Origin of the sequence: Streptomyces sp. S07_1.15, assembly GCF_020739505.1 — a bacterium.
Taxonomy (GTDB): Bacteria; Actinomycetota; Actinomycetes; order Streptomycetales; family Streptomycetaceae; genus Streptomyces; species Streptomyces xinghaiensis.
In genome coordinates this window covers 4676792-4691104 of the sequence record NZ_JAJBZK010000001.1, presented here as the reverse complement: position 1 = coordinate 4691104, position 14313 = coordinate 4676792, and the positions used below count along the sequence as shown (strand labels likewise).

The following is a 14313-nucleotide window of genomic DNA, read 5'->3' as shown; positions in this document are numbered from 1 at the left end:
CCCGCCCCTCCCGTGCGCGCGGTGCGTCCCGTGAACGCGGCCGTGTCACCCGGTGGCCGGGCCGAGCAGCACCGCCGCGTAGTTCTTCCTCGCCGCGGTGTCGTACTGGAGGGCGACATGGCTCGCCGCCGAGGTGACGTCCCGCCAGAACCGCTGGAGCGGCGCGCCCTCGCTCAGGCCGCCCGTGCCCGCCCCGCGGACCAGCAGGCCGACGGCCTCGGTGAGGATCTCCGTGGCGTAGGTGGCGTTCCGTTCGTTGCGGGCCAGGAACTCCGGCGCGAACCGCCGCCCGTCGATGACGCCGGCGTTCTGCTCGACCAGCAGCCGCGCGGAGTCGATCCGGCCGGAGGCCCGCACCAGCACCAGCTCGTTCGGCGCCGTACGCCGCCGCCCCGTGACGGTCCCGGCGCAGGCGCGCAGGGCTCCGGTGGCCGCACCGGCGATGGGCGCGACGAAGGTCAGGCTGCCCACCGCGGCGAACGGCACGTTGTGGCAGGCCGCTTCGGAGGCGGCGTTCCGCCCCGTCATGATGTCGGCGCGGTCGAAGGAGAGGTGCCCGGGGACGAACACGTCGTCGACGAGGACGGTGTGGCTGGCCGTGGCCCGCATCCCCACGCTGTCCCAGTCCTGGCGCACCCCGTAGGAGCCCCGGGGCAGGGCGAAGAAGCGGAAGGCCGGCGGGCGCCCCCCGCCGGCCGCCGCGACGCCCGGTGCCGCGCCCTCCGTCACCGCGGCGCAGACGAGCACCCAGTCGGCGGACTCGACGCCGCTCACGTATCCCCACGCGCCGCTGACCCGCCATCCCCCGTCGGCGGGCGCGGCCCGCCCGGCGGGCATCAGGCCGGTGGCGATGAACACGTCCGGCCCCTCGCCCCACAGGGCCTGGTGCCCCTCCGCGGGGAGGTGGGAGGCGAACCGGGCGGAGTAGGCGGACAGGGAGGCGCACCAAGCGGTGGAGGCGCAGTGCTCCCCCACCGTCATGACGGCCCGGGTCAGCTCCCCGAAGGAGCCCTCGGTGCCGCCCCACCGGGCGCCCACGAAGTGCCGGGCGAAGCCGGCCTCCCGGATCACGTCGGTGACCTCGGGGGCGAGCGCGCGGGTGCGGTCGGCCTCGGCCGCGTACTGGGCCGCCAGGACACCCAGCTTCTCGGCGGCCGGGACCAGGGCGGTATCCCGTTGTGCGTCGGCAGACATCCTCACGACCTCCTGTGCTCACGGACTGTGCTGACGGGCTGTGCTGACGGTTGTGCGGTGGGGCCCGCCGGCCCGGCCGGGGCCCGCGGCCCGGATCACGGACCGCGGGCCCGGGGCTTCCGGGGTGGGGGCGGGGGTTCGAAGGGGCGGGGGGTCCGGGGCGGAGGGCCCGGTGGCCCGGTACCTCAGCGGCCCGGCAGGTCAGGGGACCGGCCCCGCGGTGGGGCCCGGTGCGCCGTGGCTCAGAACAGGGCGGCGAAGCGTTCCAGCGTCTCGCCGGGCGACGGCCCGTCCAGGGCCCGCCAGATGTTCTCGGCGCCCTCGCCGTGCCGGTGCAGCTTGACGTGGGCCAGCTCCACCCGGGTGCGGCCCGGGCCCTCGGGCACGAAGTCCACCTCGATCTCGCTGGCGAACTCGTCGTCCGGGACGGACTGCCAGGACGGCGAGATGCGCCAGGTCATCACCAGCCGCCGGCCCGGCTCCCACTCCAGGATCCGGCCCCAGTCGATCTGGTTGCCCTCCACGTCCCACTCGTAGTAGCGGCCGCCCTCGCCCGGCTCGAAGGCCAGACCGGCACGCTCCTTCTTCAGCAGGACGTGGCTCGGCGGCCACCAGTCCGCCGGCCGCTCGGTGAAGACCTCGAAGCAGCGGCCGGGCGTGGCCGCCACGGTCACCGACTTCCGTACGTCCGGGATCGTCTGCTCGGGCATGGGCCCCTCCTCGCTGCTGCGGCCGCGCACGGCGCTGTGCGCGCATCGGACCGGCCCACCGTCGCGGCCCGTGGTCGACCGGGTGTCGAGCACGGCTCGAACGGGTGCCGTTCCGGGCGGGATCGAGGCGGAGTCGAGAACCGCGCAAGGCCCGCGGGTCACGGTCGTCGCACTCAGGCCGCCGAGAAGGGGAGAGCACCCATGACGGACACCGGGACGGACACGGGCACCGGGACGGAGACCGGGACGGACGCGGAGACCGCGGCGGGCACGGAAGAACGCCGGGTCGCCTTCGTCACCGGCGCCACCAGCGGGATCGGCCTCGCCGTGACCGAGCTGCTGGCCCGGCAGGGCGTCGCGGTCTTCGGCTGCGCACGCGGCGCGGAGGATGTGCGCGCCCTGGTCAAGCGGCTGCGCGCGGAGGGGCTGGAGGTGGACGGCGCGGCCTGCGACGTCACCTCGGCCGAGCAGGTGCGGGCGGCGGTCGAGGCCGCGGTCGCGCGGTACGGCCGCATCACCGTCCTCGTCAACAACGCCGGACGGGGCGGCGGCGGTGTCACCGCCGAACTGCCCGACGCCCTCTGGCTCGACGTGATCGACACCAATCTCAACGGGACCTTCCGGGTCACCCGGGAGGTGCTGAGCACCGGACGGATGCGGGACGGCGGCTGGGGCCGGATCGTCAACATCGCCTCCACCGGCGGCAAGCAGGGCGTGGAGCTCGCCGCCCCCTACTCCGCCTCCAAGCACGGCGTCATCGGCTTCACCAAGGCCGTCGGCAAGGAGCTGGCGAAGACCGGCATCACCGTCAACGCCGTCTGCCCCGGCTACGTCGAGACCCCCATGGCCCAGCGGGTCCGGCAGGGCTACGCGAACCACTGGGGCGTCACCGAGGCGGACGTGCTGGAGCGGTTCGAGGCGAAGATCCCGCTGGGCCGCTACTCCACCGCCGAGGAGGTCGCCGGTCTCGTCGGCTATCTGACCTCGGACACCGCCGCCTCGATCACCGCGCAGGCGCTCAACGTCTGCGGCGGCCTCGGCAACTACTGACCCGGCCCCGGCCCGGCCCGGCCGGGCCCGGACCGCGGCCCCCGGGCCCGGCCGCCGGCCCGGCGCCCGGCGCCACGTATCGCCCACCGCACGGCGCGCCCCGCGCGCAGCGCGACCAGAGACGGAGCGGCACCATGACGAATCCCGGCACCACCCTGCTCGCCGAACCCGGCCCCGGACCCGCCACCACCGCCACTGCCACCACCGCCATCGCCCCGGAGACGGCCGGGGCCCCCGGCGTCGCGGCCCCCGGCATCGCGGCCTTCCGCACGGCGATGGGCTCCTTCCCCACCGGCGTCACCCTGCTGACCCGGGGCAGCGGCGACGACACGGCCGTGATGACCCTCAACAGCCTGACCTCCGTGTCACTCGACCCCCTGCTGCTCCTGGTGTCCGTCAAGCGCGAGGGCCGGATGCGGCCGCGGATCGCCGAGGCCGGCAGCTTCGCGGTGAACGTCCTGGCCGAGGGGCAGCGCGAGATCTCCACGGACTTCTCCCGCCCGGACCGGCCGGCGGGCCTGGCCGCGATGCGCCTGCTCGACGCCGTCGAGGGCGTCACCGGCAACGCCGTGCTGCCCTCCGCCGCCGCCTCCTTCGAGTGCCGTCTGGAGGCCGAGCACGAGGCGGGTGACCACGTCCTGCTGATCGGCCGGGTGGTGGCGCTCGCGGGCAGTGCCCCGGGCACCCGCCCGCTGGTCTTCCACCGCGGCCGCTACACGGCCCTCGCGTGAACGCGCCCCGCGCCGGAACCGTAGGAGAGGGCATGGCACCGCAGTCCGCCGCCCCGCGCACCACCGCGCCCCCGGGCCGGCTCGACCGGATCGCCGACGGGGTGTACGCCTTCGTCCAGCCCCCCGGCGGCTGGTGCCTGAACAACGCCGGGCTGGTCGCGGACGGCGGCGGCGCCGTGCTCGTCGACACCGCCGCGACGGAGTCCCGGACCCGGCGGCTGCGCGAGGAGGTCGCCCGGATCGTCCCCGGCGGCCCGGACTACGTCGTCAACACCCACTTCCACGGCGACCACGTCTTCGGCAACGGCCAGTTCGCCCCCCGCGCGGCGATCGTCGCCCACGAGGGGACCCGCGCCGACACCGCCGAGGCCGGGCTCGCCCTGCGCGGCCTCTGGCCGGACGTCGAGTGGGGCGAGACCCCGCTCGTCCTCCCCACCCTCACCTTCCGCGACGAGCTCACCCTGCACGCCGGCGGCCTGCGGACCGAGCTGCTGCATGTCGGTCCCGCGCACACGGCGAACGACGTGGTGGCCTGGGTCCCGGACCGGCGCGTGCTCTTCGCCGGGGACGTCGTCTGGTCCGGGGTGACCCCGTATGTGCTGATGGGCTCCATCGAGGGCTCGCTGCGCGCCCTGGACCGGCTGCGTGCCCTGGCGCCCCGCACGGTGGTGCCGGGCCACGGTCCCGTCGGCGGGCCGGAGCTGCTCGACCGGACCGGGGCCTATCTCCGGTGGATCGGGGCACTCGCCGAGCAGGGTGTACGCGACGGCTCGACCCCCCTGGAGGTGGCGGAGCGGGCGGACCTCGGGGAGTTCTCCGCGCTGCTGGACGCCGAACGGCTGGTCGGCAATCTGCACCGGGCCTTCGCCGAGCGGCAGGGGCTGCCGCCCGGGGCCCGCATCGACGTGGCCGCCTCCTTCCGGGAGATGGCCGGGTTCCACGGAGGTCTGCCTCCCTGCCACGCGTGAGGCGGGACAGGGAGGCGGCCGGAAGGAGAAGCTGACAATGGCGACAGCGACAGTGACACCGGACACCGCACCGGACCAGCGGCGGCAGCGGGACCGTACGGCGGGTACTCCGCCGTCCGCCCCGGCCCCGAACGCCTCCCGCCCACCACGGACCGAGGGCCGCCCCCCGGTGCTGAGGCTCGCGGGATACGACGAGTACGACGGTTACGACGGCTCCGAGCGGGAGTCGGCCGCGGACTGCGACTGGCACATCTGCCGGGGCATCGACTGACTGCGGCTCCCCACCCGCGGGAGCCGGAACCGGGCACGGTGGGGTATGGGGAGGGCCCCCTCCGCGGAGGGGGCCCTCCCCATGCCCCACCGCCTCTGACAGGCAGCGGGGGCGGGGCTCACGGCCCGGCGGGCCGGTCCCGGTGGATGACCCGGGACCGGGTCAGCAGCCGCCCGTCCCGGCGGACCAGTTCGTCCTCGACGGTGAAGGTCGGCTGGAACGAGACCTTCCCCTCGCGGTCGGTCAGCGCGACGAGCGTGTAGTAGGAGGTCCGCACGGTGTCCTCGTCCCCCGTGTTCTCCGGATCCGCCTCGATCAGCAGATGCTCGAACCAGTGGCGCACGCAGATGTCCCGGTAGCGCGGCAGACTGGCGCGCATCCCGGCGATCATCTCGGCACGCCCGCGCTGGCGTTCGCCACCGGAGTGGACGACCTCGCCGTCCTCGGTGAAGGTGTCCGCGAACCCCTCGATGTCGAGGGCGTCCACCCGCCGCATCTGCCGCGCGTAGAACGTCCGCACCTCCGCGTAGAGGTCCCCGGTGACCTGCTTCTCCGTAGTCGCGACCGGCTGGGGCACGGCAACTCCCTTCCCTGGAGCGGGCCGCCGGCTCCGGCGGCACGAATGCCGCCAGGCTGCTCCGCCGCGCTCCAGCCGCGCTGGAGAGCCGGTACACGCCGCGCCCGCCGGTTCGGGAGTTCGGCGGGACGCCCCCGGCCCTCATCCCCCTCCCCCCGGACCGCCCGGCGATCCGGGGCCCGTCGTCCGCGTGAGGGGCCCGAATCCGCGAGCCCCGCTCGATCCGGGCGGGAGGAGCTAGCCACCGAGCGGCTCGGCGAAGCGGATCAGCCGCTCGCCGGCCGTCTCCGCGCCGAAGGCCAGCAGCCGCTCCCCCTCCTCCGCCAGTTCGTCGCGCTGCCGCGCGGTGAGCGGGGTGAAGGGCTGGACGGTCAGGGTCGCGGTGCCGCGCCGCTCGTCGATCCGCCAGGCTCCCCGGACGAAGCCGTCGACGAGGACGGTCCCGGGGATCACGGCGTTCTTGGTGGCTATGGCCCGGCGCCCCGCGTCGTCGATGATCCGGGTGCGGTCGGCGTGGGACAGGATCGCGTTGTCGTACGGGGCCAGGTACCGCACCGGGGCGGCGGTGTCCGGCCCGGGCCGCGGGGCATCCGGGAGGTCGAACAGCTCCCGGCCCGCGGTGTCGCGGAAGACGGCGAGCCGGGGCCGCAGCCGGGCCACGGTCTCCCGCAGCCGGGTCAGCCCCGACCAGGCCTGGATGTCCTGCACCGTCGCCGGTCCGAAGGCCGCCAGATAGCGGACGACCAGCTCCTCGGCGGGCGGCTCGGGGACCAGCGGCCGGCCGAGCCAGGACTCCGCGGTGGCGTAGGTGGTCCGGGCGCTCCGCCCCCACAGGCCGCGCGGCGGCACCTGCACGAGCGGCAGCAGCACCCGGGCCGCGTTGACGAGCGTGGAGGGGCTGTGGTCCGGCCACCGCTCCCCGAGGAGCCCGCCGAGTTCGGTGGTGGACAGGTGCCGCGCGCCGAGGAGTTCCCGGGCCGCCCCGGCCAGCGCGGACAGTTCGATCCCCGCCAGGTCCTTGCCCCAGGCGCTCCTCATGCCCCGGTCGAGGCAGGGCTGCACCCAGGGCCGGAGCGCGAGGGCGTCGTCCGCGGTGACGAGATGGACGGTGCCGCGCATCACGACAATGCGGGTGACCGCGCGCTCGCTGATCAGCCGGGAGAGTTCCTCCGGGCGGAAGTCCGCCAGCCGGGTCCAGAGTCCGTAGTAGGGCGGTACGGGCTGCTGCGACTGGAGCCCGACCAGGCTCTCGATCGCGGCCCGTGCGGACATCCGGTGCCGGCTCAGCAGCATCTGCCGCGCCAGATAGGCCCGGTTGAGGGCCCTGTGGTCCAGCACGGCGGGGGCGGTCGTGGTCATCGGACGGAAAACTCCCTCGGAGAGCTGCTGCGACGGCGGCGCCGCCGCTCGGCTGCGGACGCAGGCGCTCGGCCCCGCCGGGCCGGGCGCCCGTCCCGAGTCTGCCGTGCGGGCCCGCGCACCGCGCGCCGATTCGGCCCCAACGCACTTGCGGGCGCCGCCGCTTGGGGCTCGGCACGGCTCCGCGGCCCGGTCGGCGGGTGACCGGCAGGGACGCGCCCCTCGGGCGGCGGCACCCCGGGGTGCCGCCGGACACGCCCCCTGCCCTGCCCCGGCCCGGTCCGGCTCCGGCGGCACGCGCACCCCGCGCGGCCGCTCGGGGGCCCGGGCGCGCTCCGGCCCACCGCACCGGAGGACCGGGACCCGCGCTCCCTCCGCTTCCGGTGGGCGCCGGGAAACCATGACCCTGGTCACATTTCCCGCCGGAGGGCCCGCAGCGGCCCCGGGGCGTACGGACCACCCGATCCGGTCCGGTACGATTGACCAGGTCAGCAGGCGCCGCTAGCTCAGTTGGTTAGAGCAGCTGACTCTTAATCAGCGGGTCCGGGGTTCGAGTCCCTGGCGGCGCACATGACACTCAGGGCCTTTCCGCCACGGCGGGAAGGCCCTGAGTCGCGTCCGGGGTCCGGGGTCCGGGAGGCAGGGGACGCGAGGGCCGTACGGCATGCCGGGGGTCCCGGGGGCCTCGGCCGGGCGGCGGCTACCAGTCCGCGTTGCGGGCCAGGCCCAGGGCGTACTCCGTCCACCACCGGCCGGCCGGGGGCCCGCCCCGGCAGGTGCCGTCGGACTCCCCCGGGCGCTTGATCCACAGATAGGCGTCGACCAGCTCGTCCCCGGTGCGGGTGGTGGGCGGCTCCCCGAGGGCGCGGCCCGGCGGGTTGCACCAGTTCATGCCCTGGCCGCCGGAGGCGGGCAGCGGGCCGTTGCCGTTGCGGCTGGTGTCGATCACGAAGGTCTTGCCGCCGCCGAGGAGCCGGGACAGGGCCCTGCCGTAGCCGCGGTTCTCGGCGGTCGTCCGGTAGTTGGCGGTGTTGAGGGCGAAGCCGTCGGCCCGGTCGATGCCCGCGCGCCGCAGCGGGCCGGTGAGCCGGCCCGGGTCGGTGATCCAGCGGGGGTTGCCCGCGTCCAGGTAGACCCGGGTGCGCGGGAGGGCCTTCAGCCTCTCCACGGCCTCCGCCAGCAGCCGGTAGCGCTCCTGGTGGTACACGGGCGGGGTGCAGCCGTCCACGATGTGCGGCACCGCGTCCGGCTCCAGGATCACCGTGGCCGGGCGGTCGCCGATGCCCGCCACGACCTCGGCGAGCCAGCGCAGGTACGCGGCACCGTCCGGGGCGCCGCCCTTGGAGAACTGGCCGCAGTCGCGGTGCGGGATGTTGTAGAGCACCAGCAGGGCGTCCCGGTTCTCCCGCGCCGCGGCCCGGGTGAGGCGGGCGGTCTCCGCCCGGGGGGCCTTCGTGCCGATCCACTCGGCGACCGGCTGGGCCGCGATCTTCTCCTCGATCAGTCCGGCCTCGTCCGCGCGGCCCCGGGCCCGCAGGGCGGCGGCCTGCCGGGCCGCGGTGCCGTGCGGATTCACCCAGAACGGGGTCGCGGACGACTGGGGAGCCCGGCGCGGCGGCTGTGCGCGGTCGTCCCCGGGCGACGGTCCGGGCGCGGGCCCGGGCGGGCGGAAACAGCCCGCGATCAGCAGTACCGCTCCGGCCGCCACGCTCGCCGCCAGCCGGCCCATGTGGCCGTACATCCGCTCCCCCTGGGGCCTCCGTCCGGGGTGGGCCCGGACCGCGTTCGGGACAATTCGGGTCGGACGCATCCTGGCACGCGGTCCGCGCGGGGCCCGGCAGTGACCGGGGGCGGGGAAGCCCCGTTACGGCGTTTGACGTAGCGGGGGACGGGACCGGGGGCGGGACCGGGGGCGGGCGAGGGCCGGGAGACGGAAGCCGCGCCGCGGGCACCCGCCGGTGACGGCGGCGCACCGATACGGGCGGGTCACACCACTGCGGGGACGCTGCCGCGGGTCACACCACCGCGAGGGCACTGCCGCCGCGGGCCCGCCGTCAGCCCTCCACGCCGGGGGGACCGCCCCGGCTCCGGGAGGGTTCGGGAACCCGGAGCGGGTCCTCCCATTCCCGCGGCGGCGCGGGCGGTCTCGCGGCGCGGCGGCGGTGCACGGCGAGACCCGCCATGCCCAGGACCGCGCCGCCCGCCAGGCACACACCGACGACGATCTGCCGGGTGTTGGGACTGCCCCCCGTGTCCGTGGCGGACGGGCGCTCTTCCGCCGCCACGGCTACGGAACCCGGGCCGGGGGCGGCGGCCGGTTCCGGGAGCCATTCCCCACGGACCCCGCGGACCCCGCGGACCGCACCGGGGACGGCCGCGGCCGCCGGTCCCTCGGCGGCGGGGGCCGTCACGGGACCGGCCGGGGCGGACACCCCCGGCGCGGAGACGGCCGGCGCGGAGACGGCCGGGACGGAGACGGGCGCCCCGGGAGCAGCCGGGGCAGAAGCGGGGAACGCGGAAGCAGCCCTCACGGAAACGGAGTCCGCGGAAGCCGGGAGCGCGGAAGCCGCCGCGGCGGAACTCGCGGCGGGGAGCACCACGGTGGCGCAGAGCAGGCCGGACGCCGCGATCGTGCCGGCCAGTCGGACAGAGTTCATCGTGCGACCTCCTCTCGCCCCAGAAGGTTCGCGCGAACGGCGGCTCACCGCAGCCCGGCGGGCCGGGCACTGCTCCGTTCGGCCCGGGGCCCCGGGTCTCCGGGCCCCGGCCGACTCGGACCAACCGGCCGGCTCAGACCAGGTCGACGAGGTCGGCGATCGATTCGGCCACCCGCGACGGCCCGTACGGGAAGCGCCCGATCTCGTCCGGCCGCGTCACCCCGGACAGCACGAGGAACGTCTCCATCCCGGCCTCCAGTCCGGCCAGGACGTCGGTGTCCATGCGGTCGCCGATCATGGCGCTGCTCTCGGAGTGCGCCCCGATGGCGTTGAGCCCGGCGCGCATCATGAGCGGGTTGGGCTTGCCGACGAAGTACGGCTCCCGGCCGGTGGCCTTGGTGATCAGTGCGGAGACGGCTCCCGTGGCGGGCAGCGCGCCCTCCGTGGAGGGGCCGGTGGCGTCGGGGTTGGTGGCGATGAACCGGGCCCCGTCGTTGATCAGGCGGATGGCCTTGGTGAGGGACTCGAAGCTGTACGTCCGGGTCTCGCCGAGCACGACGTAGTCCGGCTCGGCGTCGGTGAGGATGTAGCCGACGTCGTGCAGGGCCGTGGTCAGCCCGGCCTCGCCGATGACGTAGGCCGTGCCGCCGGGCCGCTGGTCCTCCAGGAACTGGGCGGTGGCGAGCGCGGACGTCCAGATGTTCTCGACGGGGACGTCCAGGCCCATCCGGTTCAGCCGGGCGTGCAGGTCGCGCGGCGTGAACATGGAGTTGTTGGTGAGCACGAGGAAGGGCCGCTCCAACTCGCGCAACCGCTTGATGAAGGAGTCGGCGCCGGGGATGGGGGTGCCCTCGTGGATCAGCACCCCGTCCATGTCGGTGAGCCACGACTCGATCGGCTTGCGCTCTGCCACGGAACGGCTCCTGTCCTCGGTGCGGATGGGCGGCGGCCGGCCGCTCGGGCTCCGGCCCGCCGCTCGGTCCAGCCTAACGGCGCGGGACCCGGCGTCCCCTGCCCGCCGGTGACCGGTTTCCGTCCCTTCGGTGAGCGGTTCCGGTCGCCCCGGTGGCCGGAGGGCGTCGATCGGCGCGCACGCCGGCGGGTTCCGCGCGGTACGGAACGGTTTCCGTCTCTCCGCCCACGGCCCTTCCATTCCTCTCCGTCCCCTCTGTCCCCGCTCCCGTACCTGCGATTCCGCCCGGGTTCCTCCGCCGACGGCGCGACGGCGCGGGCGGCGCCGTGCTCCCGCCGCGCGTGCGCCTCCTGCACCTCGGCGGTACGGGCCTGCGCGCGCCGGGCATCCACCAGGCGGCGGGCGGCGATCACCCAGAGCCAGCCCCCGCCTCACCACCCCGGTGTCCGGCGGCGGACCGCCGGACGGTGGCCCCCGGCGAGGGCTCTTCCCGGCGGCCGGTGGCGGCTCGGCCTTCGGGACAACGCAGGCGGCCGGGTGCGGTGACCCACACGGGGGACGGCGGACGGGGACGGGCGACGGCCGGACGCGGTCGCCGGGGCGACCGGCGGCAGGGCTCACAGCGTCCGGGCCCGGCGAACAGCCGGACGGGGACCGGATCGGGCCACCGCCCGCACGCGGGCGGCCGGGATGCGCGCGGCCGCTCAGCAGCGCACGCGCCGGGAGGCCGCGACCAGGACCGCGCCGAGCGCGATGGCCGCCCCGGCGGCCCCGCCGAGCCGGGCGGCCGTGGCCCCCCGGGTTCCGGTCCGGGCGTCGCCGCCGGTGCCGGTGCGGGCCAGTTCGCCGGGCGGGACGGGGCCGCCCGGGCCGCCGGAGATCCCGGGGCGGCCGGGCCGGCCGGGCCGGCCGTGGCCGTCGCGCTCCCCCTGCCGCGTCCCGCCGCGCTCCCCCGGCCCGCCGGGCCCGTCCGCCTCTTCCGGGCGGCCGGGCCGGTGGCGCCCGTCGCCACCGGTTCCCGGCGGCTCGGCGCCGCCGCCCGGGCGGTCCCGGCCGGGTTCCTGTCCCCGGTCCCGGTCCCGTTCCCCGTCCCCGCGGGGCCGGGTGTCCTCGGCCGTACCGGTACCCGCCCCGCCCCTGCCCCCGCCCCGGATCGTGAACGCGTAGTCGTTGGAGGAACCGACCCAGTCGCCGTCGTCGTCGCGCCGCTGCACGGCCGCCACGGTGAGCCGTACCGCGTTGCGGGGCGTGCCCTCCGCGAAGCGCAGCCGCACGCCGACGGTGACGGTGCCGCCCGCCGGGACGGCGAAGCCCGGGAAGCCGTCGAAGACGGCGATGTGCTCGTGCCGGTCGGTGGTCTCCAGCGTCACCGGACGCCAGGAGCGGCTGTACGCGTCGTAGAACTGGAAGTGGATCCGCTCGGCGGCCAGTTCCCGGGTGCTGTCGACGAGCACGGCGACGGGGTGCACGCCCCGGCAGGCCCGGTCCGTCGTGTTGCGCAGGCCGATGGACCAGCGCCGCCAGCCGCCCCCGGCCGCGTACTCCCGGGGGCCGCCGCGGATGCGGGCGCGCAGGGGGAAGTCGGGGCTGTCGCGGTCGCCGCAGTACGGCTCCACGGCCAGGGGCAGCGGGCGGGGCAGGGGCCGGGGGACCGCGTCCGGCGCCACCACCGCCGCCGGGGCCGCCTGGGCCTGCGGCAGGAACGCCAGCACCGGGGCGGCCACCATCACCAGCGCGGCCGCTCCGGCCGCGGCCCCGGCGGAGAGATATCTGCGCTGGCGCATGGCACACCTTCGGTGGAGTCCGCCGCGGGCCCGGGGCCGGCGCCCCGGGCTTGCCGTCCGCGCCGGGCTTGCCGTCCGCGCGGTGGGTGCCGTCCGGGCCCGCCCGTACCCCTGGTCCCTTCCCGCCGGGAGGGCCTGCGCGGCCCGCGGCCCGGCCGGTTCGTCCGAAGCGGCCGGGGTTCGCGTCCGAACGGCCCGGAGCGGTTGCCGGCGCGGCGACCGGCGTCCATGCTCACCGCCGCCCGCCGGGGCCGGGGCCCGGGGAGCGAGGCCGGGCCGCCGCCGGCCCGGGCCCGTACCCCGGGCCGCCCGCCTCCGGGCCCGTACCCCGCCCCGCCTCCGGGCCGTACCGGCCCCACCGGCCCCCGCCGGGGTGCTCGTGGGCGCGCGTGGTTGAGTGAGGGGCATGTCCACGCGCATGTCCGCCGGTACCGGCTCCCGTCCCCCGCTCCGTGTCGGCCTGGTCGGCTACGGCCTGGCGGGCTCCGTCTTCCACGCCCCGCTGATCGCCGCCACCGCCGGCCTCGTCCTCGACACGATCGTCACGACGAGCCCCGAGCGCCGCGAGCAGGCCCGTGCCGAGCACCCCGGGGTGCGGTTCGCCGGCGACCACCGCGAGCTGCTGTCCCGTACGGAGGGCGGGGACGCGCTCGACCTGGTCGTCGTCGCCTCCCCCAACCGGACGCATGTGCCCATCGCCACCGACGCCCTCCGCGCCGGTCTGCCCGTCGTCGTCGACAAGCCGCTGTCCGCGACCGCCGCCGAGGCCCGCGCTCTCGCCGCCCTGGCCGAGGAGCGCGGCCTGCTGCTCTCCGTCTTCCAGAACCGCCGCTGGGACAACGACTTCCGCACCGTCCGGCAGCTCATCGCGGACGGGGAGCTGGGCGAGGTCCAGCGGTTCGAATCCCGCTTCGAGCGGTGGCGGCCCAAGCCCAAGGGCGGCTGGCGCGAGTCCGGCGACCCGCAGGAGATCGGCGGGCTTCTCTACGACCTGGGCAGCCACCTCGTCGACCAGGCGCTGGTGCTCTTCGGCCCGGCCGTCCGCGTCTACGCCGAGTCCGTGGTCCGCCGCCCCGGCGCCGAGGCGGACGACGACACCTTCATCGCCCTCACGCACGCGAACGGCGTCAACTCCCATCTGTGGATGAGCGCCACCACGGCCCAACTCGGGCCGCGTTTCCGTGTCCTGGGCAGCTCCGCCGGGTATGTGAAGTACGGACTCGACCCGCAGGAGCAGGCGCTGCGCGACGGGCTCCGGCCGCCCGGCACCGACGGAACCCCCGGCACGGACACCGGCACGTCCGGCGCCGGCGCGTGGGGAGCCGAACCCGAGTCCCTGTGGGGCCGGCTCGGCGCCGGTGAGTCCCCGGTGACCGGCGGCGGCCGCGCGGTCCCGACCCTGCCCGGCGACTACCCGGCGTACTACGCGGCCGTGGCGGCGGCCCTCCGCGAGGGCACCCCGCCGCCCGTCACCGCCCTGGAGGCCGCGGCGGCGCTCGACGTCCTGGAAGCCGCACGGCGTTCGGCCCAGGAGGGCCGGGCGATCACCCCGTAACCCCGGGAGCAGAGCTGATGACGGACCCCGCCTTCGATCCCACCGCCCTCGTCTCCGTGCTGCGCGCCCAGGAGGACCGCCTGGTGCTCCGCCGCTTCACGCACGAGGACGCCTGGCGCCTGGGCTGCCTGCTGGCCGACACGGCCCGGCAGCGCCGGGCCCCGGTGACCATCGACATACGCCGCGGCCACCAGCAGGTGTTCCACTGCGCGCTGCCCGGCACGTCACCGGACAACGACGACTGGATCGACCGCAAGCGCCGGGTGGTCGAGCGCTTCTCGGAGAGCTCGTACCTGGTGGGCACCCGCTTCCGCGCCAAGGGGACGACGTTCGAGGCGTCGTCCCCGCTCGACCAGTGCCTGTACGCGGCGCACGGCGGCTCGTTCCCGATCAGGGTGGAGGGCGCGGGGGTCATCGGCGCCGTCACCGTCTCGGGGCTGGCGCAGGCGGAGGACCACGCGATGGTGGTCGAGGCGCTGGAGAGCTTCCTCGCCCCGGACGTACCGGCGACCCCGGCCACGGCCCCGCCCGAGCCGCCGGCCCG

The 14313-nt window shown here is 76.5% G+C and carries 12 protein-coding genes, 1 tRNA gene and 1 pseudogene; 7 read left to right on the top strand and 7 right to left on the bottom strand.

What is annotated here, in order from left to right:
* Nucleotides 1-45: 45 nt before the first annotated feature.
* Nucleotides 46-1194, bottom strand: coding sequence for a hydrolase (locus LIX60_RS20220; protein ID WP_227959731.1), 1149 nt, complete (start codon nt 1192-1194; stop codon nt 46-48).
* 242 nt (nt 1195-1436) lie between these two features.
* Nucleotides 1437-1904 (bottom strand): SRPBCC family protein, encoded by a 468-nt coding sequence (locus tag LIX60_RS20215; RefSeq protein ID WP_227959730.1) that lies wholly within the window; start codon nt 1902-1904, stop codon nt 1437-1439.
* 201 nt (nt 1905-2105) lie between these two features.
* Here LIX60_RS20215 and LIX60_RS20210 point away from each other — a divergent pair, with 201 nt between their 5' ends.
* The 4 genes from LIX60_RS20210 (at nt 2106) to LIX60_RS20195 (ending at nt 4924) form a co-directional block, all read left to right on the top strand.
* Complete coding sequence (locus LIX60_RS20210; protein WP_227959729.1) at nt 2106-2954, top strand: SDR family NAD(P)-dependent oxidoreductase; 849 nt, start codon at nt 2106-2108, stop codon at nt 2952-2954.
* 134 nt (nt 2955-3088) lie between these two features.
* Nucleotides 3089-3685 (top strand): flavin reductase family protein, encoded by a 597-nt coding sequence (locus LIX60_RS20205; protein ID WP_227959728.1) that lies wholly within the window; start codon nt 3089-3091, stop codon nt 3683-3685.
* 32 nt (nt 3686-3717) lie between these two features.
* Entirely contained in the window at nt 3718-4653 is a 936-nt protein-coding gene (locus tag LIX60_RS20200) for an MBL fold metallo-hydrolase (RefSeq protein ID WP_227959727.1), read from the top strand.
* Between the two features lie 37 nt (nt 4654-4690).
* The gene (locus LIX60_RS20195; RefSeq protein ID WP_227959726.1) at nt 4691-4924 is read left to right on the top strand and encodes a hypothetical protein; all 234 of its coding nucleotides are present in this window, start codon (nt 4691-4693) and stop codon (nt 4922-4924) included.
* 118 nt (nt 4925-5042) lie between these two features.
* Here the strand turns inward: LIX60_RS20195 and LIX60_RS20190 are convergent, their stop codons facing one another.
* Nucleotides 5043-5501 carry a nuclear transport factor 2 family protein gene (locus tag LIX60_RS20190; protein WP_227959725.1) on the bottom strand — a complete coding sequence of 153 codons (459 nt, stop codon included), beginning with the start codon at nt 5499-5501 and terminating at the stop codon, nt 5043-5045.
* A gap of 237 nt (nt 5502-5738) precedes the next feature.
* Nucleotides 5739-6860: a winged helix DNA-binding domain-containing protein gene (locus LIX60_RS20185; protein ID WP_227959724.1), complete on the bottom strand. Its 1122-nt coding sequence runs from the start codon at nt 6858-6860 to the stop codon at nt 5739-5741.
* A 495-nt stretch (nt 6861-7355) separates the two neighbouring features.
* On the opposite strand from LIX60_RS20185, the gene LIX60_RS20180 reads away from it, so the two are divergent.
* Nucleotides 7356-7429, top strand: a tRNA-Lys gene (locus LIX60_RS20180).
* Between the two features lie 131 nt (nt 7430-7560).
* Here LIX60_RS20180 and LIX60_RS20175 read toward each other — a convergent pair.
* The 3 genes from LIX60_RS20175 to LIX60_RS20160 all read right to left on the bottom strand — a co-directional run bounded on the left by LIX60_RS20175 (nt 7561) and on the right by LIX60_RS20160 (nt 12214).
* Nucleotides 7561-8601 (bottom strand): glycoside hydrolase family 6 protein, encoded by a 1041-nt coding sequence (locus LIX60_RS20175; RefSeq protein WP_227959723.1) that lies wholly within the window; start codon nt 8599-8601, stop codon nt 7561-7563.
* A 1049-nt stretch (nt 8602-9650) separates the two neighbouring features.
* Nucleotides 9651-10430 (bottom strand): HAD-IIA family hydrolase, encoded by a 780-nt coding sequence (locus LIX60_RS20170; protein WP_019711529.1) that lies wholly within the window; start codon nt 10428-10430, stop codon nt 9651-9653.
* A gap of 704 nt (nt 10431-11134) precedes the next feature.
* Entirely contained in the window at nt 11135-12214 is a 1080-nt protein-coding gene (locus tag LIX60_RS20160) for a hypothetical protein (protein ID WP_227959722.1), read from the bottom strand.
* Between the two features lie 406 nt (nt 12215-12620).
* Between LIX60_RS20160 and LIX60_RS20155 the strand changes: the two genes are divergently transcribed.
* Entirely contained in the window at nt 12621-13769 is a 1149-nt protein-coding gene (locus LIX60_RS20155) for a Gfo/Idh/MocA family oxidoreductase (protein WP_227959721.1), read from the top strand.
* A 17-nt stretch (nt 13770-13786) separates the two neighbouring features.
* A pseudogene (locus tag LIX60_RS20150) lies at nt 13787-14263 on the top strand (heme-degrading domain-containing protein); the annotation flags it as partial.
* Nucleotides 14264-14313 lie beyond the last annotated feature (50 nt).

Bases quoted from the DNA above. Each gene is read 5' to 3' on its own strand.
- LIX60_RS20220 (WP_227959731.1), bottom strand. From the start codon at position 1,194: ATGTCTGCCGACGCACAACGGGATACCGCCCTGGTCCCGGCCGCCGAG.
- LIX60_RS20215 (WP_227959730.1), bottom strand. From the start codon at position 1,904: ATGCCCGAGCAGACGATCCCGGACGTACGGAAGTCGGTGACCGTGGCG.
- LIX60_RS20210 (WP_227959729.1), top strand. From the start codon at position 2,106: ATGACGGACACCGGGACGGACACGGGCACCGGGACGGAGACCGGGACG.
- LIX60_RS20205 (WP_227959728.1), top strand. From the start codon at position 3,089: ATGACGAATCCCGGCACCACCCTGCTCGCCGAACCCGGCCCCGGACCC.
- LIX60_RS20200 (WP_227959727.1), top strand. From the start codon at position 3,718: ATGGCACCGCAGTCCGCCGCCCCGCGCACCACCGCGCCCCCGGGCCGG.
- LIX60_RS20195 (WP_227959726.1), top strand. From the start codon at position 4,691: ATGGCGACAGCGACAGTGACACCGGACACCGCACCGGACCAGCGGCGG.
- LIX60_RS20185 (WP_227959724.1), bottom strand. From the start codon at position 6,860: ATGACCACGACCGCCCCCGCCGTGCTGGACCACAGGGCCCTCAACCGG.
- LIX60_RS20175 (WP_227959723.1), bottom strand. From the start codon at position 8,601: ATGTACGGCCACATGGGCCGGCTGGCGGCGAGCGTGGCGGCCGGAGCG.
- LIX60_RS20160 (WP_227959722.1), bottom strand. From the start codon at position 12,214: ATGCGCCAGCGCAGATATCTCTCCGCCGGGGCCGCGGCCGGAGCGGCC.
- LIX60_RS20155 (WP_227959721.1), top strand. From the start codon at position 12,621: ATGTCCACGCGCATGTCCGCCGGTACCGGCTCCCGTCCCCCGCTCCGT.